Raw genomic sequence first — 18806 nt, forward strand, 5'->3', positions numbered from 1 at the left:
AAGAGAAATGCCCTTGCTTGCAGCTTGAAACTTATCGCTTGCAGCTATCTATCAATAGCGATAAGCGTCTGGCTTGAACGGACCTTCGACGGTCACGCCGATGTAATCGGCCTGGGTCTTGGTCAGTTTGGTGACGACGCCGCCGAAGCCGCGGACCATTTCCAGGGCCACTTCTTCGTCGAGTTTCTTCGGCAGTACTTCAACAGTCAGACGCTCGGCTTTTTTGGCCGGTGCCAGGTCAGCGTACTTCTGGTCGAAGAGGAAGATCTGCGCCAGAACCTGGTTGGCGAACGAGCCATCCATGATACGGCTTGGGTGACCGGTGGCGTTGCCCAGGTTCACCAGACGGCCTTCGGCCAGCAGAATCAGGTAGTCGTCGTTCTGTGCGTCAAACGAGCCTGCACCAGTACGATGGATCTTGTGAACCTGTGGCTTCACTTCTTCCCATGCCCAGTTCTTGCGCATGAAAGCGGTGTCGATTTCGTTGTCGAAGTGGCCGATGTTGCACACGACCGCACGCTTTTTCAGCGCTTTGAGCATGTTGGAGTCGCACACGTTGACGTTACCGGTGGTGGTCACGATCAGGTCGATCTTGCCCAGCAGCGCTTTGTCGATGCTCGCTTCGGTGCCGTCGTTTTCGCCGTCGATGAACGGGGAAACCAGTTCGAAACCGTCCATGCAGGCTTGCATGGCGCAGATCGGATCGACTTCGGTCACTTTGACGATCATGCCTTCCTGACGCAGGGACTGGGCCGAACCCTTGCCCACGTCACCGTAGCCGATCACCAGCGCCTGCTTGCCGGACAGCAAGTGGTCGGTGCCGCGCTTGATGGCGTCGTTCAGGCTGTGACGGCAGCCATACTTGTTGTCGTTCTTGCTCTTGGTCACCGAGTCGTTGACGTTGATGGCCGGAATTTTCAGCTCGCCCTTGGCCAGCATGTCCAGCAGGCGGTGAACGCCGGTGGTGGTTTCTTCGGTGACGCCGTGGATCTTGTCCAGCATCGCCGGGTATTTCTTGTGGATGATCTCGGTCAGGTCGCCGCCGTCATCGAGGATCATGTTGGCATCCCAAGGCTGGCCATCCTTGAGGATGGTCTGTTCGATGCACCACTCGTATTCTTCTTCGGTTTCGCCTTTCCAGGCGTACACAGCAATACCGGCAGCGGCGATGGCAGCAGCGGCCTGGTCCTGAGTGGAGAAGATGTTGCACGACGACCAGCGTACTTCGGCACCCAGGGCAACCAGGGTTTCGATCAGTACGGCCGTCTGAATGGTCATGTGGATGCAGCCGAGAATTTTCGCGCCTTTGAGCGGCTGCTCAGCGGCGTATTTACGGCGCAGGCCCATCAGGGCAGGCATTTCGGATTCGGCGATAATGGTTTCGCGGCGACCCCAGGCAGCCAGGGAAATGTCGGCGACCTTGAAGTCATTAAAACCTGCGGGCGTGATTACAGCACTCATTGAGAGTCTCCATTCCATAAATATGCGAATGGGCGCCGTTGTGCGTTTAAGGCTTGCCGGCTGTGATCAGCCTTGCAAACAACGCCCCATCCGAGCCTGACAGGGAAAACCTGCTGCAGCGCCCCTCGGACAGGTGGCGGGAACGGTATCAAGCGTTGATGACCGTTTTGAAACGTTTGGCAGTATAGCTGCGCTCGCGATTCTTCCCAAGGCTTTCTGTCGGATCACCGTTCGGCGGATTTTCGACCTCTATATTCCTATACCGCACCTCGCTTCAAGGTTGCCCCTAGTCTCGCTTTCCATAAGCAGGCGAAAGCGTGAGCCACACGCTTTTTGCCTTACAAAAAGCAGCGCTGGCTAGCGCACCCTGGAACAACGGAAGGTGGAACTCTTTATGCACATGACCTCGAACGACACCCGGCTATCAATGCCCAGCCCCGAAGGCCGTTCTCGGGTAATTGTCGAGCATGCAGGCAAGCGTCGCATCACATTGACCGGTTATGAAAACGGCGTGACCCGGCTTGAACTGGCGTTGCCGCCGGTCAACAAACTGATTCTCAGTGGTGGTGGCGCGAAGGGCTTTGCCTACTCCGGGGCGGTCACGGCACTGGAACAACAAGGGGTCCTGAACGACATTCAGGCGGTGTATGGCTCTTCAGCGGGGGCGATCATGGCGGTACTGATTGCTTGCGGGATGGATGCTCGGCAGTTCGACACGCTCACGGATGACACCGATCTGCTTTCGCTGCTCGACAGCGCGGACAACAACGCCGGTTGGTTTCAGCAGGCCTTTTCCGACCTCGGTGCGATAACGCAAAAAGCACTGCCCGGCGCCATTGGCGATTTTACCCGTGTGCTATTGGGTGTCTTGCCGCGTATCCAGTCTCAGGCTCTGCCGCTGCAAGCCATGCTGCGTGAAACCGCCCGGTCGGCGATCCTGAGCCGGACCGGTGATGAACACGCCCCCGAGGTCACTGACATCCGGGATCGCCTGCTGGCCGGGGGTGTTGTGACGTTCGCTGACCTGGCAGTGCTTAATCGCCATATCCCGCAGATCAAGAATCTGAACATCACCGGCACGGCCATGCTCGCGGGGATGCCGCAACTGGTGGTATTCAGCGCGGCGTTGACTCCTGATCTGGATATTGCAATGGCCGCGCATGTTTCCGCGTCTCTGCCTGTGCTGTTCAGGCAGCCTTCCGGAGAGGGGTTGGCGTTTCAGGCAATTGAAGAACTGACCTTCTTTCAGGATGGTGGCGTACTGCTCAATACGCCGGTGCCGCAACTCATTGATCCGGGAATGGCAACCGACCTCATGTCCGGCTCGGACATGTTGATCCTTCGGTTCGAGCAGGAGGAAAGCCCGATCGACCGTGGTGGCTTTACGCAGTTGTTGACCGACTGGCTGACAGGGGCTCCTGTTTCCGCAAGTCGTGAATTCCAGAACCTCAGCCTCAAGGCCTTTGCGGAGCAGACCGTGGTAGTACCACTGCGCACGGAAAAGGGCGATTTCAGGGGCGCGTTGAGCGGCACGCTGAATTTCGGCATGACCGCCGACATCAAGGACCATCTGCAGGAGCGTTTGCGGCAGGCGGTCCATGTACATCTGACGCGGCGTGCAGAAAAACGAGAGGAATATGTGTTCGAATCCATGAACGAGGCGCTGCTGAGCATGGACGACGAGATGCTTGATAGCGTCCTGAACAGGGCGCCCGATGGCACAGTGAACAGCATAATGACGTGGCTCTCAGGCGCCAACGCCACACTTGCCATGCTGGATGCCAGGGTGGAAGCCTACGAGAACAGCAGTCGATTGAGGTTGACTGACAGTCTTCGCGAAGCGATTGCGCGTCTTGATGGGATGGTTACCGACCCGGCGCACCTCAGGTGGTTGGCACTGCAGTTGAATCGTTTCGACAGAAAGGCCCGCTTGCGCCTGCTTGATGCCGTGCGCGATAACGCCGTGGCATCGCCGGTTCTGGCTGCCGCGTTGGCCGAAATGCGTGAACGGGAAGTTCGCGTCATTGCAAGCAACATCAGAAAATCAGTGATCTTCCCGTCGATGCATCTCTTTCTGCAAACTTCAGCCAATATCAATCTGTTGCTGAGTGCTGACCGGATCCTGTTGCAGGCGACCACGGCCAGCGAAGTCAATCGCGCGCTGGATGGCATTATTGCTGCCTATGCCTCCAGATCCACGCTTCCCGGGCAGTTGTTGCAATCAGGTACTGTGGAGCTGGCAAAGTCGTGGCGTATAACAACGGCCGATGCAACTGCGCAATGACATGGGCACGGGTCGCTGGCTCTGCCATCATGCAGCTCTCTACAGGCCAGACGCTCAGGAGTGAACATGAATTTCCACACCCGCAAGTGGGTAAAACCCGAAGACCTGAACCCTAACGGCACGCTGTTCGGCGGTAGCCTGCTGCGCTGGATCGATGAAGAGGCGGCGATCTACGCCATCGTTCAGCTGGGTAATCAGCGGGTGGTGACCAAGTACATTTCCGAGATCAACTTTGTCAGCGCTTCGCGCCAGGGTGACATCATCGAACTGGGTATTACCGCCACCGAGTTCGGTCGTACGTCGATTACCCTGAAATGCCAGGTGCGCAACAAGATCACCCGCAAAAGCATCCTGACGGTCGAGAAGATCGTCTTCGTCAACCTCGACGAAGACGGCCAGCCCGCGCCACACGGCCGGACTGAAATCCGCTACATCAAGGATCAGTTCGACGTCGAGGACTGATCTCACCCTCGATAGGTGTTCTTTCGGACGCCTATCGTTCCTCACGCTCCAGCGTGGGAATACCCTTCGTGACGCTCCGCGTCACACATCTGCACCGCACGCTCAAGATCGGACGCAGAGCGTCCAGAACGGCATGCCGACGCGGAGCGTCGCACGATAGTCCAAGTGTTCTCCCTGACACCTATCGTTCCGCACGCTCCAGCGTGGGAATGCCGTTCATGACGCTCCGCGTCATCTTTAGCGCTTCGTAATCAGCCCTTTGCCTGTAACTGGCGTAGCCATTCCAAACCTTCGCTGGTGTCGCCTTTCGGACGGTATTCGCAGCCGATCCAGCCCGTGTAGCCCAACTCGTCGATGACGTTGAACAGGTGCTCATAATTTAGTTCACCGAGGTTCGGCTCGTGGCGGTCCGGTACGCCTGCGATCTGGATGTGGCCGATGCCTGCAAAGTCACGACGCAGTTTGGTGGTCAGGTCGCCTTCGACGATCTGGCAGTGGTAGCAGTCGAACTGCACTTTGAGGTTGTCCGCGCCCACCAGCCTGCAGATGTCCTGCGCCTGATCCTGGCGATTGAGGAAGAAGCCCGGCATGTCTCGGGTGTTGATCGGCTCGATCAGGATTGTGACGCCTGCGCCCTTTGCCTGTTGCGCCGCGAACGCCAGGTTTTCCAGGTAGACCGCCTGATGACGCTCACGCAGGTTCTCGTCAGGTAGCAGGCCGGCCATCACGTGAACGCGGTCGTTGCCCAGCACCTGCGCATATTCCAGCGCACGTTCAACGCCGTTGCGAAATTCCGCTTCGCGGCCCGGCAGCGTGGCGATGCCGCGTTCGCAAGCATCCCAGTCACCCGGCGGGGCGTTGAACAGCGCCTGCACCAGCCCGTTGTCGGTCAGGCGCTGTTTGAGTTCCTGCGGCGTGTAGGCATAGGGAAACAGATACTCGACCGCGCCGAAACCATCGGCAGCGGCTGCGGCGAAGCGCTCAAGAAAATCATGCTGCGGGTACAGCATGCTGAGGTTGGCGGCAAAACGAGGCATGTTAACTCCAGTCTTCAAAGGGTCAGACGAATGGCCAAAGCAGCAGGGTGATCACGAAGCCCAGTGTACCGAGCAGCGTGACCAGCACGGTCCAGGTGCGCAAGCCGTCGGCGACGTTGAGGCCCGCCAGCTTGGTGAACATCCAGTAACCGGCATCGTTGATGTGCGACATGGCCAGACCGCCACCGCCCATTGCCAGGCACAGCAGGGCCAGATGGTTGGCGCTCAGGTCCAGCGTGGCGATCAGCGGGCTGAGAATACCGGCCGTGGTCACCAGCGCCACGGTGGTAGAGCCTTGAACGGCGCGCAGCAGCAAGGTCAGCAGGAAGCCCAGCGCGAGTACCGGCAGACCAGTGTTACGCAGCGCTTCGGAGACCACGGCACCGATTCCGGTATCGACCAGCACCTTGCCGAATACGCCACCGGCGCCGGCAATCAGGATCACCATTGCCACACCGGGCAAGGCCGAGCCGATTACGTCGGACACCTGAGAACGGCTCCAGCCACGGCGCGAACCCAGCAGCCAGGCGCACAGCAGTGTGTCGATCAACAGCGCTACCAGTGGCGCACCAAGTACGGTCAGCACTGCGCGCAACGTAGAGGTGGCGGGCAGCAGAGTGGTCGCCAGGGTTCCCAGCAGGATTAACACAATCGGCAACAGAATCAGGGCAATGATCAGCCCGAAACCCGGTGCAGGCGCAGGTGGCAGTTTGCTCGCCAGGCTGCTGGCGCTTTCTTCGGCACCCAGGGTTCTGGTTTCGGTCGCTTCACGCACGCCTGAATAGTCATTGCGGGCCCAGGCTTCCAGGTCTTCGTTAGTGACGTGCGAGCCGTAGACTTCGGCGCGAATGTCGTCGGTCATCGGATAGGTTTTACGCGTCATGCGGCCTGCGACGAAGTAACCGATCGCACACAGCACCGCCACGATCGGAATACCCAGCATCAATACGCGCCCCAGGTCCGCGCCCAACTGGCTGGCAGCGGCAACTGCGCCGGGGTGCGGTGGCAGGAACGCATGCACCGCCAGCAGAGCGGCACACATCGGCAGCGCGAAAATCAGCAGCGGCTTGCGGGCCGCCCGTGCCACACCGTAAGCCAATGGCATGAGGATGATCACGCCGACCTCGAAGAACACCGGAATGCCGACCATGAAACCCGCTACCGTCAGGGCCAGCGGCGTGCGCTTGTTGCCGAAGCGGTTGATCAGGGTTTTAGCCAGCGCTTCGGCGCCGCCCGACAGCTCGATGATGCGTCCGATCATCGCGCCCAGCGCAATGATGATTGCGATATGGCCGAGCGTCTTGCCCATGCCGCCTTCGATGGTGGCAACCAGATCGGCCGGTTTAACACCGGCGACCAACGCCACGATGATGCTGACCAGCATCAACGCAACGAACGGCTGAAATTTGTACTTGAGCACCAGGAACAGCAGCAGTGCGATGCCCGCACCGGCCACGACCATCAACATGAGTGGTGTCATGCCTGCGCACTCCGGACTGTGGTGATAGGGAAGGACAACGAAACAGCGGGATGGATGTAAGTCATGCTCTCGATTCCTGTTGTTATTGTTTTTCGGCCGTGAAGCGCACAGCGCGCCTCACGATCAATGCGTGCTCGTTACCATTTCGCGCCGAACACCTGACGCAATTCTTCAAGCGCGGCGGGGTCGAGCGGTTCGGGTTTGGGGTTGCTCATCAGCCACAGCCGAGCGGTTTCTTCCAGCTCTTCCAAGGCGTAGCAAGCCTTGGCGACCGAGCTTTCCCAGACCACCGGGCCGAGCCGTTCGAGCATCACGCCGCGCACGCTGTTGGCGAGTTGTGCCACACGCTCGGCGACTTTTGGCGAGCCGGGACGCTCGTAAGCGATCAACGGGATGTGCCCGACCTTCATGACTTGATACGGCGTCAGTGGCGGCAGAATGTCGTCTTCACGCCAGACGCCCGCCAGGGTCAGTGCGACCAGATGTGTCGAGTGGGTGTGCACCACGCCGCCGACCTGCGGGTTGCGGTCGTAGACTTCGCGGTGCAGCGCCAGGGTCTTGGAAGGCTTGCTGCCTGACACCCACTCACCGTCCAGATTGACCTTGGCAATATCGGCCGGGTCCATGCGGCCCAGACAAGCATCAGTCGGGGTGATCAGCCAGCCGTCGTCGAGCCGTGCGCTGATGTTGCCCGCGCTGCCGACCGTGTAGCCACGGCCATACAACAGCCTGCCGACATCGCAGATTTCCTGACGCAAAGCGTTTTCATCGATCATCAGGCTGCCCCCGCCAATTGCTTGAGGGCCTTGGTGAAGAAGTCGCGTGCACCGAAATTGCCGGATTTCAGCGCCAATGCCAGCGGTTGAGCGCCGCTGCTGACGGTGGCCGGAACGCCCGGATCAATCTGTGCGCCGATTTGCAGCAATTGCACGCCCAGCGCTTGAACCACCGCGCCGGAGGTTTCGCCACCTGCCACCACGAAGCGCCGCACGCCAGCGTCCAGCAGGCCTTTGGCGATTTCGCCCAGCGCGGCTTCAACCATGGCACCGGAACGTTCGACGCCCAGTTCTTTCTGTACGGCTTTGACTTCATCCGGGGTGCTGGTGGCGTAGATCAACACGGTTTGCCCAGCGTCTCTGGCAAACGCCAGTGCCTGTTCAACCACCGGTTTGCCTGCGGCCAGATCCAGCGGATTGATGCGCAGGGCAGGACGATTATCTTCCAGCCAGGCCGCAACCTGACCGTTGGTGGCGACCGAGGCGCTGCCCGCCAGCACCACTTCACCACCACTGATGTTGATTGGCTTGGCCGCGTCGATGTCGCGCAGCTTGCCCGCCTTGCGAAAGTTGCCAGGCAGGCCCAGTGCCAACCCTGAACCACCGGTCAGCAGCGGCAGGTCGGCGCAGGCTTCGCCCAGCGTGTACAAGTCGGCGTCCGACAGCGCGTCGGCAATCGCCATGCTCACTCCTTCGGCACGCAGTTCGGCCATTCTGCTGCGCACGCTGTCGACGCCTTTGGCGACCGTGTCGTAACGCAACAGGCCGACCTTGCCGGAAGTCTGCGCTTGCAGCACGCGCACCAGATTGGCATCGGTCATGGGCGTCAGCGGGTGATGCTGCATGCCCGATTCGCTGAGGAGCTGGTCCTGCACGAACAGGTGACCGCGGAAAAGGGTGCGGCCGTTTTCCGGGAAGGCCGGGCAGGCGAGGGTGAAATCGCTGCCCAATTGCGCCAGTAACGCCTCGCTGACCTGACCAATATTGCCGGCGGCAGTCGAATCGAAGGTCGAGCAGTATTTGAAGAAGATCTGCTCGCAGCCGCGTTCGCGCAGCCACTCCAGCGCAGCCAGGGATTCAGCCACTGCGTCAGCGCTGGGCGTGGTACGCGATTTCAGTGCGATGACAATCGCATCGGCGTCCAGATCCGCCGCCATCTCGGCGCCGGGAATGCCGATGCTCTGCACCGTACGCATACCGCCACGGACCAGCATGTTGGCCAGGTCGGTTGCGCCGGTGAAATCGTCAGCAATGCAGCCCAGCAGCGGGCGAGCGTTGTTCAGGCTCATCATTCGCTCCTCAGGCTTTTTCTGGCTTGGCTTTCGGCAGTTCAATGCCCGGGAAAATCTTGATCACCGCCGAGTCATCTTCACGGCCGAAACCTGCGCTGGACGCCTGCATGAACATCTGGTGCGCCGTGGCCGACAGCGGCAGCGGGAATTTGCTGCTGCGGGCGGTATCCAGCACCAGACCGAGGTCCTTGACGAAAATATCCACAGCCGACAGCGGTGTGTAATCGGCGTTGAGAATGTGCGGCACGCGGTTTTCGAACATCCACGAGTTACCGGCGCTGTTGGTGATCACTTCGTACAGCGCGTCGGCATCCACGCCTTCACGCAGGCCGAGCGCCATGGCCTCGGCACTGGCCGCGATGTGCACGCCAGCCAGCAACTGATTGATGATCTTGACTTTCGAGCCCAGCCCGTGGACGTCGCCCAGGCGGTAGACCTTGCCAGCCATGCCATTGAGGATGGCTTCAGCCTTGGCGTAGGAGTCGGCCGGGCCGGACGTCATCATGGTCATCTGGCCCGCAGCGGCCTTGGCTGCGCCGCCGGAGATCGGTGCATCGAGGTACAGCAGGTTTTGCGCGACCAGCCGCTCGCCGAGTTCAACTGCGAAGGTTGGCGCGACGGTGGCGCAACCAATCACCAGGCTGCCCGGACGCAAGGCTGCAACCGCGCCGTTCTCACCAAACAGGACGGTCTCGGTCTGCTCGGCATTGACCACGACGGTAATGATCACATCGCAGGCAGCCGCCATGCTGGCGGGAGATTGGCAGGCAACACCGCCTTCCTGGGCGAACGCTTCAGTCACGCTGCTGCGCACATCGCAGGCATGCACATTGAAACCGCTGCGCAGCAACGAGCGGGCAATGCCCAGGCCCATCGCACCCAGGCCGATAACGCCAACATTTTTGCTGTTCATGCCGTAATCCTCAAAGTCTGTGTCGATGCCTGTGATGCCGACATTCGAACGTTATTGTTCTGATCTGTGAATCCGATAGTGAATCAATAGGTAAATAATGTGAAGTATTTTTATTTCTAACAAAAATTAACACTCAAGGTTATCCCTTGTAGCCCTTTTCCATCGCCCACAAAAAAGCCCCTTGTCGGGGCTTGATTGAAATCGCTCGATTGTCGACGCGTGGCGTCACCCAGGGCGGCTCAGAATTTCGGCACTGGCGCGCTGGTGGCGTTTTTCAGTGAACCGCTGTCCTGACGAACCACGTCTTTGGGCTTGTAGGCGCAGTAACCGGGGCGCGGGCCGATCTTCGGATGGTTGCGGCAGGTATCCGGGCGCTTGTCGTAGATCGTGCACAGACGACTTTTGCGGTCCAGATACAGGCAGTCGTTGTTGCTCATGCGCTGCAGGGTGAAGATTTCCGACTTCTGGTTGTAGCGCTCGACGATGCCTTCCTTTTGCAACCGCTTGGCGATGTTCTTCGCCGGGTCGCCCCGTTCGAACTCATCGACGATGCCGATGCGGATCAGGTCCTTGATCTTTACTTCGACCGGCAACGTGCAGCAACTGGACACGCAGCCCCCGCACATGTGGCTGGAATACTTGGCCCAGGTGTCGATACGATCGAGTTCTGCGGCGGCGATCAAGGTGGATTTCATTTTGCTTCCGGGTTTCGGGCGTATCAGGGCGCGCGATGATAAAGGGGCAAGGGGTGAGCGGCAAGCAACAAGCTACAAGCGGCAAGCTAAAAGCAAACCGCTCCTGGCTTGAAGCTTGCCGCTTGAAGCTAGCTCCCCTCAACCATGATTTTTACCCAGCAGTGCGTGGTACAGCTCGGTATCACCCAGAATGCCGACCACCTGATTGCCATCCTGCAAGACCAGTTTATTGCCTGTCTGGTAGCGGATCTGCAAGGCGTCGCGCATGCCGATGTTGGAATGCACCAGCGTCGGGCGGCGGTCCAGGCTGTTCACGTCCTGACCGGGGGTCCAGTTTTGCAGGTCGAGCGGGCCGGTGCCTTGGCGTGCGCCCTTGATCACATTGCCTTCGGCCAGATCGAGCCACGAGTCGCCACTCGGGTCCAGGCACACCGAGCCGTTGACCCTGGTGCAGTCATCGACGGTGCGCATCAGGCTGCGACCACACAGCACATTCAACGGGTTGGTGTGCGCAACGAAGGTCCGCACGTACTCATCGGCCGGGTTGAGGACGATCTGTTCCGGCACGCTGTACTGCACGATGCGGCCGTCTTTCATGATGGCGATGCGGCTGCCGAGTTTGAGTGCCTCGTCCAGATCGTGGCTGACGAACACGATGGTCTTGCTCAGCTTGCTTTGCAGGGCGAGCAGCTCGTCCTGCAAACCCTGGCGGATCAACGGGTCGAGCGCCGAGAACGGTTCGTCCATCAGCAGGATGTCGGCGTCCATCGCCAACGCACGGGCCAGGCCTACGCGCTGCTGCATGCCGCCGGAAAGCTCGTCCGGCTTTTTGTTGCGCCACTGGGTCAGGCCGACCAGTTCGAGCTTTTCATCCACCAGCTTGCGCCGTTCCTTTTCAGGACGACCCTGCATTTCCAGGCCGAAACTGATGTTCTCGCGCACCGTCAACCAGGGCATCAGGGCGAACTTCTGGAACACCATCGCAATGCGCTTGGTGCGCATCATTTTCAGCTCGGCGGCGCTGCAATTGGCGATATTGATCTGCGAACCTTCGTGTTCGACGAACAGCGAGCCACGGCTCACGGTGTTGAGACCGTTGATACAACGCAAGAGGCTGGATTTGCCTGAGCCCGAAAGGCCCATCAATACGCAGATTTCGCCCTTCTCGATATCCAGACTGGCGTTTTCAACGCCGACGATCTGCCCGGTTTTCTTGAGGATCTGGTCACGCGTAAGGCCTTCATCCAGCAGCTTGAGGGCCTCACGCGGGTCCTTGGAGAAGATGACGTCTACCTTGTCGAATTTGATGATGCTCATGCGTCGGACCCTTTCTTGGCTTCGGGTTGTTTGCAGATGCGGTCGAGCATGATTGCCAGCAATACGATTGCCAGACCTGCTTCGAAACCGAGGGCGATGTCGGCGGTGTTCAGTGCATTCACCACCGGTTTGCCCAGGCCATCAGCACCTACCAGTGCCGCGATCACCACCATCGACAACGACAGCATGATGCACTGGGTAATGCCGGCCGCGATGCTGGGCATGGCGTACGGCAGTTCGATGCGGGTCAGCAACTGCCGTCGCGACGAGCCAAAGGCCTTGCCGGCGTCCAGCAGTTCCTGGGGCACGTCGCGAATGCCCAGATACGTCAGGCGTATCGGCGCGGCGATGGCGAAGACCACGGTCGAGATAAGGCCCGGCACCACGCCAAGGCCGAACAGCGTCAGCGTCGGGATCAGATAAACGAAGGTGGGAACGGTCTGCATCAGGTCGAGCAACGGGCGGATGATGGTGTAGAACAGCGGCTTGTGCGCGGCAATGATGCCCAGCGGCACGCCGATGACGACGCAGACCAGGGTGGCGAACAGCACCTGCGCCAGGGTTTCCATGGTTTCCTGCCAGTAATGCAGGTTGAGGATCAGCAGAAAGGACAGGATGACGAAAACCGTCAGGCCCCACTTGCGCTGGATGAAGTGCGCGAGCGCGGCAATGAGGCCGATCAATACAAACGGATTGAACCAGGTCAGCGCGAAGGTGAATCCGTGGATCATCATTTCCAGTGTCGAGGCAATCGCGTCGAAGTAGTCGGCGCCGTTGGCCGTCAACCAGTCGACGAACGCGGCGATGTACTCGCCCAGAGGGATTTTTTGATCAATCAGCATGGTATCGGGTGTCCGCTTGCGGAAGGTGAAGAGGGCAGCAGGCGGGGCAGGCCCGCCTGCTGTCGGCTTACTGGGTCAACTTGGCCTTGGCTGCCTCCAGACCAGGTTTGCCATCAACCGTTGTCACGCCTGCGAGCCAGGTGTCGAGCACTTGCGGGTTTTTCTTGATCCACGCTTTGGCGGCGGCATCAGGCTTGATCTTGTCGTCCAGTACGTTGCCCATCAGGGTGCTTTCCATGTCCAGTGTGAAGGACAGGTTCTTGAGCAACTGGCCTACGTTGCTGCATTCCTGACTGTAGCCTTTGCGCGTGTTGGTGTAGATCGTCGCCTGGCCATAGTTGGGACCGAAAAAGTCATCACCGCCGGTAAGATATTTCATCTTGAAGCGGGTGTTCATCGGGTGCGGTTCCCAGCCGAGGAACACGACATCGTTTTTACGCTTAACCGCGCGGTCGACCTGCGACAGCATTGCAGCTTCGCTGGATTCCACGACCTTGAAGCCTGCATCTTTCAGGCCGAAAGCATTCTTGTCGATCATGCTCTGGATCAGACGGTTGCCGTCGTTGCCTGGCTCGATGCCGTAGATTTTTCCGCCCAGCTCTTTCTTGAATTTGGGGATATCGGCGAAGTCATGCAGACCCTTGTCGTAGAGCGCTTGCGGAACGGCCAGGGTGTATTTGGCGTTTTCCAGGTTGGCGCGCACGGTTTCAACCGTTCCGGCTTCGCGGTAAGGCTTGATGTCGTTTTCCATGGTCGGCATCCAGTTGCCGAGGAAAACGTCCATGTTCTTGCCGTCGGCCAGCGACTTGTAGGTCACGGGTACGGAAATCATGGTGGTCTTGGTCTTGTAGCCCAGCGATTCGAGTACGGCGCTGGTCACCGCGGTGGTGACAGTGATGTCAGTCCAGCCTACGTCGGAGAAGTTGACCGTATGACAGGCCTCTGGCTCGGCTGCCTGGGCAAGCACCGGCATACAGAGCGTGGCGGCCAACAGCAACGATTTGGAACCTTTCATGGGTGGACTCCTGTGAATTTTTTCTGGTCATCAGCAGATGAACGCTGACGCGGCTTATGGGGTGGCGGGGCCTTTCGCGAAGCTCCATCACTGCGCCGGGCGATCGAGTCGGAACCGATCATCTAACAGGGATAGTCAAACGCCTACTGGGGGCGTCGTATCCAGTGCAGGCGGCGTCGCATCCAGTGTGCGCAAGGTCGCTTACAGATTGGTTGCATCGTACAAGCGCCCGGTTGCAGCGTCGGAACAGCTGAAAAACGGCCAGTACGTTACACAGTCGCTGCGCGTATCGGCAGCGCTGGCTGGCAGGTCGGTGCCTGCGCGAACGCGGACCTTTGGAGGGAGGTAACCCCGACAAGTTCATTTTTCGGACCGTATTCGCTGGGGAAGCGCCATGCCGGGCAGCCACTTTCGGGCGCTGCGCGGTTTTCGAACACGCACCTTTCCGGCTGCCACCTTTTAGCGCGAAAACCGTCCACCACCGGTTTTCGTCCGAGCGTGCCATGGGTAGCACTCAGCGTGCGGCTGGCCGTTGGGCGTTTCCCTCAAGTGCTACCGAATTGCTCATCGGCTGCGGCAGACGGCGGGTCGTCGCGTCGCAAACAGACACTCGGGTCGCTGCCGGATAGACGCATCGCGACGTCGTTTTCAGGGGTTGTTGAATGGCTGATCAATTTCCGGCATGGGATTTGCGATGTCATCACAAAGCCCTGCAAAGGAAGGGGCTATAACAAGAGCCCGGTCTGAGGCCCACCTTTGCCACATGTGAGGAGATAGTGTGATGACATCGTTCAATCCAGGGGCTCAACCCCAGAACCGCGCGCCACAATCCATCGGCTTTCTGCTGCTGGATAACTTCACCCTGATCTCACTCGCATCGGCGGTAGAACCTCTTCGCATGGCGAATCAGTTGTCGGGACGCGAGCTGTATCGCTGGACCACGCTGAGCGTGGACGGAGGTCAGGTCTGGGCCAGCGATGGCCTGCAGATCACCCCGGACGCTGCCATGCAGAAAGCCCCGGCACTGGACACCGTGATCGTCTGCGGTGGCGTCGGCATCCAGCGCACCGTTACCCGTGAACACGTCAGCTGGTTGCAGAGCCAGGCGCGGCAGTCCCGTCGTCTCGGCGCTGTATGTACCGGCAGTTGGGCGCTGGCGTGTGCCGGATTGCTCGACGGTTTCGATTGCAGCGTGCACTGGGAGTGCCTGGCTTCAATGCAGGAAGCTTTCCCGCGTGTGTCGATGAGCACACGCCTGTTCACGCTGGACCGCAACCGCTTCACCAGTTCCGGCGGCACTGCGCCACTGGACATGATGCTGCACCTGATCAGCCGCGATCATGGCCGAGAGCTGTCGGCGGCGATCTCCGAAATGTTCGTCTACGAGCGTATTCGTAACGAGCAGGACCATCAGCGCGTGCCGCTCAAGCACATGCTCGGCACCAATCAGCCGAAGCTCCAGGAAATTGTCGCGCTGATGGAGGCCAACCTCGAAGAGCCGATCGACCTCGACGAACTGGCGGTGTATGTCGCCGTGTCGCGCAGGCAGCTGGAGCGCCTGTTCCAGAAATACCTGCACTGTTCGCCGTCTCGCTACTACCTGAAACTGCGCCTGATTCGCGCCCGTCAACTGCTCAAGCAGACGCCGATGTCGATCATCGAAGTGGCGTCGGTCTGCGGCTTTGTGTCGACGCCGCACTTCTCCAAGTGTTACCGCGAATACTTCGGCATCCCGCCACGCGACGAACGCGTAGGCTCCAATACCGCGCAACAGGTCGCCATGCTGACAATCCCGCAAGCACTGGTCCTTGCCCCATTGTCCGGCCCGCTGTCGGCATTGAGTCAGGCGCGCAATGAGTCGACGTTTGCGAGTGTGCGGCTTTAACAGAAATCCAGTACGTACAGGCTGACGAGAAAGGATTTCTCATACGCTGCAAAACACTCGCTCTGCCTATCTCTCCCTCCAGGCGCTAAGGTTCAGCAGTGAACCGGTTCTGGAGGGCGATGGAATGCCTGATTGCGCAACAACACGATACCTGCGTAAAGGCAGATTCTCTGCGATTGGTCAGATGTATATGGTGACTTCGGTGACCAAATGCCGTTTGCCAGTGTTCGCTGACATGCAATTGGGCCGCTTGCTCGTGCTGGAAATGAAACGCTGCGAAGAACAGGGGCTGGTCAAGTCTTTGGCATGGGTGATCATGCCTGACCACCTTCACTGGCTTCTTGAACTCAGGGCCAGTGACCTGTCCAGGGTGATGAAGCAGGTTAAGGCCCGAAGCTCGATTGCAATTGGAAAAGCGAGCGTTTATCCACACGCTTTGTGGCAATCCGGCTACCACGACAGAGCAGTCCGCGACGAAAAAGACATCGCGCCACTGGCTCGCTATATCGTGGCCAATCCGTTGCGCGCGGGCTTGGTGACGAAGGTGGGGGATTACCCGTTATGGGATGCGATATGGGTTTGATTCATCAGAGCTTTCGCGAACAAGTTCGCTCCTACGCCCTGCGGGCAGAAGCAGGGTAGCGGCGGAATGCTTTGCTTCTGCCCAGCGGGCGTAGGAGCGAACTTGTTCGCGAAGCTTTTTTCAGGCAACACACTTTCTGGAAACAGAACGCCCCCGGTGGGGCATCAAAGCGCGAAGCGCGCCACCATGCTGTTGAGGTCGACTGCCAGACGGGACAGCTCGCCGCTTGCGGCGCTGGTCTGGTTGGCGCCGGTGGTGGATTGCGCTGACAGGTCGCGGATGTTCACCAGGTTGCGGTCGACTTCGCGTGCGACCTGAGCCTGTTCTTCTGCGGCGCTGGCGATGACCATGTTGCGCTCGTTGATCTCTTCAACCGCGATGTTGATGGTGTTCAGCGCCGTGCCTGCGCCTTTGGCGATGCTCAGGGTCGACTCGGCGCGTTCGGTGCTGTTGCGCATCGAACCGACTGCCTGCTCCGTACCGCCCTGAATGCTGCTGATCATGCGCTCGATTTCGCTTGTCGATTGCTGGGTGCGATGCGCCAGGGCGCGGACCTCATCAGCGACTACCGCGAAACCACGGCCCGCTTCACCGGCACGTGCCGCTTCGATGGCAGCGTTGAGTGCCAGCAGGTTGGTCTGGTCTGCCAGACCGCGAATCACATCCAGCACCTTGCCGATGTCGCGGGATTCGGTGGCCAGATTGATGATCAGATCGGAGGTTTCTTTCACGTCGCCGCTCATCCGTTCGATCGCGCTCACAGTCTCCTGAACCAGATCACGACCGTCGGCAGCCGAGGTCGCCGCATTGCGTGATGCCTCCGAGGTGCTGATGGCGTTACGCGCCACTTCTTCCACCGCGCTGGTCATCTCGTTGACTGCCGTGGCGGCCTGTTCGATTTCGTCGTTCTGCTGCAACAATCCGCGGGCGCTTTCGTCGGTAACCGCATTCAGCTCTTCAGCGGCCGAGGCCAGTTGAGTGGCGGAGCCGGAAATGCCCTGGAGGGTGTCGCGCAGCTTGTCCTGCATGGTTTTCATGGCCAGCAGCAGACGACCGGCTTCATCGGTGCCGTCGATCCGGATCGGCTGGGTCAGGTTGCCTTGCGCGATGGTTTCCGCTGCGCTAAGGGCTGTTGCGATGGGTGTGGTAATGCTCTTGATCAGCATCCAGGCAAACACGAGGGTCAGCAGCGTGGCGGCGATCAGCAACCCGATCACCATATTGAACGCCGAGTCGTACTCGCTGGAGGCGTCCTTTTTGACCTTGTTCAATTGCGTTGTATTGATCTCCACCAGCTTGCCGAGCACGACGTTCATCTGGTCGGAGTTGCTGACCATTTCGTTATTGAGCAAGTCCTGAAGTTCGCTGATCCTGTCGGCGCGGGTGAGGCCCTTCATGCGTTCTTCAAGCTGGCGATATTGCCCCAGCAATTGGACGTATTGATCGTAAAGGGCGCGCTCGTTGGCGTCGGCGATCAGCTTTTCATAAGTCGCCTGGGCATCCGTAATCTGCTTGTTGCGCATGGCCAGCAGGTCGATGGTTTTCTGCTGGGTGGCCGGATCACGGTTGACCAGCAATCGGTAAGACAGCACGCGCAGACGGATACTGACCTCCGCAAAACGGTCGAGGCTTTTAATGCTGGGCACGTTGTTATTGGCCAGTTCTTCGGTCGCACCGCGGATCTTGCTCATCTGCGACAGGGCGAAGACACCGAGAATCAGCATGAGTGAGCCAATCAAGGCGAATCCCAGGAATGCTCGGGGTGCGATGTTCATATTTCGAAGGGACATACAAGCTTCCAGAGTGAGGTGCGCGTTCCATGCGGCGTGGCGAAGAAGGGACGTGAAAAAGTAGTTAGTGGCTGCCTATCGGTCATACGACTAAAGTCTTGAGCGAACAGGCACGTGAAGAATGGCACTGGTGGATGGCAGTTTTGCATCGGGTTGCCTATTCATGGCGCAAACCCTTGAAAACGTTGAGGACGGCGGCGGGAAAGGCATGGCACTTTGCCCGAAGACTGTGCGGATTTGTCGCAGCCGGCAATGGTCTGACGAACAGCAGGAACCGGAATCCGAATACGTAGTCACAAGCCCCCTATGCGTGTGCGTTATCGACGTGTTCATGCCGTGGCAGGTCATTATTCAAGGCCTGACGCTGGTATGCGCAGTGACTTTTCTTTATCGTGTGCGCCCGTTGAAATTTGCTCGAGAAATCAAAATGTTGGAAGCCTCCCTTAGCCAATTGGAACAACTTGTCGGTGATCTGGTGCAGCAGAACCAGGCGCTTCAAGAGACAAATGCACAGCTCGGTGCCGAGCTGGCAAAAGCCAAGGACGAGAACGAGAACTTGCAACTGAGCCTGATGGAGCAGGAAGAAAAACAGGGCAGCACGGCCGCCCGTATCCAGGCGCTGGTTGATCGCGCGACCAGCGCAAGCGCTGTCAGCGCATGAACGTCGATGGCAGCGGGGTAACCGTTCTTTCGATTCTGGGCAATGAGTACTCGGTCAAGGCGCCGGCCGGTGAAGACCTGACGCTCATGAAGGCGGCCGCGATGCTCAATGCGTCGCTGGCCGACACCAAGCGTAAATACCCGACCTTGATCGGCGACCGTTTGCTGGTCCTGGCCGCCCTGAACCTCTGTTCGCAGCAGATCGAGCTTGAGCAATTGCACAAGGTCGAGCTGAAGCGTTATCGCGAGAAGGTCGACGCGACGGTTGATGTGATCACCAAGACCATCTCCCAGGGGTAAGTCTGGAGGCTGTT

At 59.2% G+C, this 18806-nt stretch carries 17 protein-coding genes, 1 pseudogene and 1 riboswitch; of the genes and pseudogenes, 6 read left to right on the forward strand and 12 right to left on the reverse strand.

Annotated features, from left to right (window positions below; genetic code table 11):
• Nucleotides 1-51: 51 nt before the first annotated feature.
• Nucleotides 52-1461, reverse strand: a complete 1410-nt coding sequence (gene ahcY, locus I9H07_RS01720) for an adenosylhomocysteinase (protein ID WP_024645808.1) — start codon at nt 1459-1461, stop codon at nt 52-54.
• 23 nt (nt 1462-1484) lie between these two features.
• A riboswitch (S-adenosyl-L-homocysteine riboswitch) is annotated at nt 1485-1594 on the reverse strand.
• 261 nt (nt 1595-1855) lie between these two features.
• Between ahcY and I9H07_RS01725 the strand changes: the two genes are divergently transcribed.
• Nucleotides 1856-3745: a patatin-like phospholipase family protein gene (locus I9H07_RS01725; protein WP_236424819.1), complete on the forward strand. Its 1890-nt coding sequence runs from the start codon at nt 1856-1858 to the stop codon at nt 3743-3745.
• 66 nt (nt 3746-3811) lie between these two features.
• The gene (locus I9H07_RS01730) at nt 3812-4207 is read left to right on the forward strand and encodes an acyl-CoA thioesterase (protein WP_002551711.1); all 396 of its coding nucleotides are present in this window, start codon (nt 3812-3814) and stop codon (nt 4205-4207) included.
• 251 nt (nt 4208-4458) lie between these two features.
• Here the strand turns inward: I9H07_RS01730 and otnI are convergent, their stop codons facing one another.
• From otnI to I9H07_RS01775, 9 genes are all read right to left on the reverse strand, one after another.
• On the reverse strand, nt 4459-5244 hold the full coding sequence (gene otnI, locus I9H07_RS01735) for a 2-oxo-tetronate isomerase (RefSeq protein ID WP_024675254.1): 786 nt from the start codon (nt 5242-5244) through the stop codon (nt 4459-4461).
• A 22-nt stretch (nt 5245-5266) separates the two neighbouring features.
• Complete coding sequence (locus I9H07_RS01740) at nt 5267-6724, reverse strand: SLC13 family permease (protein WP_024675253.1); 1458 nt, start codon at nt 6722-6724, stop codon at nt 5267-5269.
• 137 nt (nt 6725-6861) lie between these two features.
• Complete coding sequence (locus tag I9H07_RS01745) at nt 6862-7500, reverse strand: aldolase (protein WP_024675252.1); 639 nt, start codon at nt 7498-7500, stop codon at nt 6862-6864.
• Nucleotides 7500-8789: a 3-oxo-tetronate kinase gene (gene otnK, locus I9H07_RS01750; protein ID WP_236424821.1), complete on the reverse strand. Its 1290-nt coding sequence runs from the start codon at nt 8787-8789 to the stop codon at nt 7500-7502. Before otnK ends, I9H07_RS01745 begins: the two co-directional genes overlap by 1 nt.
• 10 nt (nt 8790-8799) lie before the next feature.
• Complete coding sequence (gene ltnD / locus I9H07_RS01755) at nt 8800-9705, reverse strand: L-threonate dehydrogenase (RefSeq protein ID WP_058391373.1); 906 nt, start codon at nt 9703-9705, stop codon at nt 8800-8802.
• Nucleotides 9706-9944: 239 nt separating this feature from the next.
• Entirely contained in the window at nt 9945-10400 is a 456-nt protein-coding gene (locus I9H07_RS01760) for a YkgJ family cysteine cluster protein (protein ID WP_024675249.1), read from the reverse strand.
• A 138-nt stretch (nt 10401-10538) separates the two neighbouring features.
• Nucleotides 10539-11717 (reverse strand): choline ABC transporter ATP-binding protein, encoded by a 1179-nt coding sequence (gene choV / locus I9H07_RS01765; RefSeq protein ID WP_058391374.1) that lies wholly within the window; start codon nt 11715-11717, stop codon nt 10539-10541.
• Complete coding sequence (choW, locus tag I9H07_RS01770; RefSeq protein WP_024675247.1) at nt 11714-12559, reverse strand: choline ABC transporter permease subunit; 846 nt, start codon at nt 12557-12559, stop codon at nt 11714-11716. The genes choV and choW overlap by 4 nt, the downstream gene beginning before the upstream one ends.
• Before the next feature lie 67 nt (nt 12560-12626).
• Nucleotides 12627-13574 (reverse strand): choline ABC transporter substrate-binding protein, encoded by a 948-nt coding sequence (locus I9H07_RS01775; RefSeq protein ID WP_024645799.1) that lies wholly within the window; start codon nt 13572-13574, stop codon nt 12627-12629.
• A gap of 781 nt (nt 13575-14355) precedes the next feature.
• Here I9H07_RS01775 and I9H07_RS01780 point away from each other — a divergent pair.
• Together I9H07_RS01780 and I9H07_RS01785 are read left to right on the forward strand one after the other, a co-directional pair.
• Nucleotides 14356-15459, forward strand: coding sequence for a GlxA family transcriptional regulator (locus tag I9H07_RS01780; protein WP_024675246.1), 1104 nt, complete (start codon nt 14356-14358; stop codon nt 15457-15459).
• A gap of 124 nt (nt 15460-15583) precedes the next feature.
• Entirely contained in the window at nt 15584-16042 is a 459-nt protein-coding gene (locus I9H07_RS01785) for an REP-associated tyrosine transposase (protein ID WP_236424822.1), read from the forward strand.
• A 164-nt stretch (nt 16043-16206) separates the two neighbouring features.
• Here I9H07_RS01785 and I9H07_RS24985 read toward each other — a convergent pair whose 3' ends face one another.
• The gene (locus I9H07_RS24985; RefSeq protein ID WP_419205032.1) at nt 16207-17079 is read right to left on the reverse strand and encodes a methyl-accepting chemotaxis protein; all 873 of its coding nucleotides are present in this window, start codon (nt 17077-17079) and stop codon (nt 16207-16209) included.
• Nucleotides 17062-17832, reverse strand: a pseudogene (locus I9H07_RS24990) (MCP four helix bundle domain-containing protein); the annotation flags it as partial. The pseudogene I9H07_RS24990 and the gene I9H07_RS24985, both read right to left, overlap by 18 nt.
• 427 nt (nt 17833-18259) lie before the next feature.
• Between I9H07_RS24990 and I9H07_RS01795 the strand changes: the two are divergent.
• Nucleotides 18260-18493, forward strand: coding sequence for a hypothetical protein (locus I9H07_RS01795; RefSeq protein WP_024645794.1), 234 nt, complete (start codon nt 18260-18262; stop codon nt 18491-18493).
• Nucleotides 18490-18792: a cell division protein ZapA gene (locus I9H07_RS01800; RefSeq protein WP_024645793.1), complete on the forward strand. Its 303-nt coding sequence runs from the start codon at nt 18490-18492 to the stop codon at nt 18790-18792. The genes I9H07_RS01795 and I9H07_RS01800 overlap by 4 nt, the downstream gene beginning before the upstream one ends.
• Nucleotides 18793-18806: the final 14 nt, after the last annotated feature.

The organism is Pseudomonas syringae, assembly GCF_023278085.1.
Classification (GTDB): Bacteria; Pseudomonadota; Gammaproteobacteria; order Pseudomonadales; family Pseudomonadaceae; genus Aquipseudomonas; species Aquipseudomonas syringae_Q.

What these genes read in the sequence shown, in the direction of transcription:
- I9H07_RS01785 (WP_236424822.1), top strand. Translation starts at nt 15,584, where the DNA reads ATGCCTGATTGCGCAACAACACGATACCTGCGTAAAGGCAGATTCTCT.
- I9H07_RS01745 (WP_024675252.1), bottom strand. Translation starts at nt 7,500, where the DNA reads ATGATCGATGAAAACGCTTTGCGTCAGGAAATCTGCGATGTCGGCAGG.
- I9H07_RS01740 (WP_024675253.1), bottom strand. Translation starts at nt 6,724, where the DNA reads ATGACACCACTCATGTTGATGGTCGTGGCCGGTGCGGGCATCGCACTG.
- ahcY (WP_024645808.1), bottom strand. Translation starts at nt 1,461, where the DNA reads ATGAGTGCTGTAATCACGCCCGCAGGTTTTAATGACTTCAAGGTCGCC.
- choV (WP_058391374.1), bottom strand. Translation starts at nt 11,717, where the DNA reads ATGAGCATCATCAAATTCGACAAGGTAGACGTCATCTTCTCCAAGGAC.
- I9H07_RS24985 (WP_419205032.1), bottom strand. Translation starts at nt 17,079, where the DNA reads ATGAAAACCATGCAGGACAAGCTGCGCGACACCCTCCAGGGCATTTCC.
- ltnD (WP_058391373.1), bottom strand. Translation starts at nt 9,705, where the DNA reads ATGAACAGCAAAAATGTTGGCGTTATCGGCCTGGGTGCGATGGGCCTG.
- I9H07_RS01800 (WP_024645793.1), top strand. Translation starts at nt 18,490, where the DNA reads ATGAACGTCGATGGCAGCGGGGTAACCGTTCTTTCGATTCTGGGCAAT.
- I9H07_RS01725 (WP_236424819.1), top strand. Translation starts at nt 1,856, where the DNA reads ATGCACATGACCTCGAACGACACCCGGCTATCAATGCCCAGCCCCGAA.
- I9H07_RS01775 (WP_024645799.1), bottom strand. Translation starts at nt 13,574, where the DNA reads ATGAAAGGTTCCAAATCGTTGCTGTTGGCCGCCACGCTCTGTATGCCG.
- I9H07_RS01795 (WP_024645794.1), top strand. Translation starts at nt 18,260, where the DNA reads ATGTTGGAAGCCTCCCTTAGCCAATTGGAACAACTTGTCGGTGATCTG.
- choW (WP_024675247.1), bottom strand. Translation starts at nt 12,559, where the DNA reads ATGCTGATTGATCAAAAAATCCCTCTGGGCGAGTACATCGCCGCGTTC.
- otnK (WP_236424821.1), bottom strand. Translation starts at nt 8,789, where the DNA reads ATGAGCCTGAACAACGCTCGCCCGCTGCTGGGCTGCATTGCTGACGAT.
- I9H07_RS01730 (WP_002551711.1), top strand. Translation starts at nt 3,812, where the DNA reads ATGAATTTCCACACCCGCAAGTGGGTAAAACCCGAAGACCTGAACCCT.
- I9H07_RS01780 (WP_024675246.1), top strand. Translation starts at nt 14,356, where the DNA reads ATGACATCGTTCAATCCAGGGGCTCAACCCCAGAACCGCGCGCCACAA.
- I9H07_RS01760 (WP_024675249.1), bottom strand. Translation starts at nt 10,400, where the DNA reads ATGAAATCCACCTTGATCGCCGCCGCAGAACTCGATCGTATCGACACC.
- otnI (WP_024675254.1), bottom strand. Translation starts at nt 5,244, where the DNA reads ATGCCTCGTTTTGCCGCCAACCTCAGCATGCTGTACCCGCAGCATGAT.